Here is a 1033-nt window from a genome sequence, read left to right as displayed (position 1 = left end):
TAAAGCTGGAAGCCCGCTGCAATCAAACCGCCAAGAACAGGTGAAATAACCCAACTCGCTGCAATTGCACTCATTTGTCCCCAGTTCGCAATAGCAAAACCTCCTGCTGCGATACCTGCACCAAGTACACCACCTACGATCGAGTGGGTTGTAGAAACAGGCGCGCCAACGAAGGTTGCAAGATTAAGCCACAAGGCACCAGCAAATAATGCTGCAAGCATCAAGGCGATAAAGGTCGTGCTATCGTTAATAGCGGAAGGGTCGATAATCCCTTTCTTAATGGTACTAACTACGTCACCACCTGCGATCAATGCGCCTGCGGCCTCAAAGATGGCGGCAATCGCGATCGCGCCAATCAAGGTCAATGCCTTTGAACCTACTGCCGGACCCACATTATTGGCTACGTCATTTGCACCAATATTCATGGCCATATAACCGCCAATAGCTGCAGAAATTGCAAGCGTAAATCCACCCGGGATACCTTGCATTTGCATTAATACGTAACCTAAAACAGAAACTAAGAACACAAAGCTTACGCCCATCTTCAAAATTTCGTTGTTGGCGTAACCTAAAGCTGTATCGGTCTCAGATAGTTTTTTAGAACTCATTTGAGCACTTCCTTAACAATTAACTCGTCGATTTGGCGTCGCTACTGTCATCTTGCTGTAACAATCCGGTTGCGCATACTAACCACATGTATAAAAGATGCAAATTAACTTTCATCACTCAAATAAACTTGCCATGACAATTCTCCAGCACATAGGCTAGTACGGTTTTTACTAGGAAAGGTAAAGTTAGATAACAATGAGTAAAATTTATTTGATCAGACACGGCCAAGCATCGCTTGGCAAAGAAAACTATGACGAACTTTCTAGTAAAGGTGAGCAACAAGCTAAAATTTTGAATCGCTATTTTCGGGAGCTTTCTATCAGCCCTGACCTGGTGATCACTGGCGATATGAAGCGCCATCAACAAACAGCTCAGTTTGCGCTTGAATCAATAAACGGCCAGGCAAATACTGTGATAGACACCG

Annotated in this window: 2 protein-coding genes; one reads left to right on the top strand and one right to left on the bottom strand. The window is 44.4% G+C overall.

The genetic code is table 11. The features are described from left to right. Positions 1 to 608, bottom strand: a 608-nt coding sequence (locus tag A3762_RS23140; RefSeq protein WP_231878907.1) for an inorganic phosphate transporter, incomplete at its 3' end; no start/stop codon positions are given. 196 nt (positions 609 to 804) lie between these two features. On the opposite strand from A3762_RS23140, the gene A3762_RS23135 reads away from it, so the two are divergent. Further along, on the top strand, positions 805 to 1033 hold a 229-nt coding region (locus A3762_RS23135; protein ID WP_197469525.1), incomplete at its 3' end, for a phosphoglycerate mutase family protein.

It is taken from the genome of Oleiphilus sp. HI0125 (genome assembly GCF_001635355.1).
The sequence above is the reverse complement of the archived record's forward strand: the minus strand, read 5'-3'. Positions and strand labels throughout refer to the sequence as shown.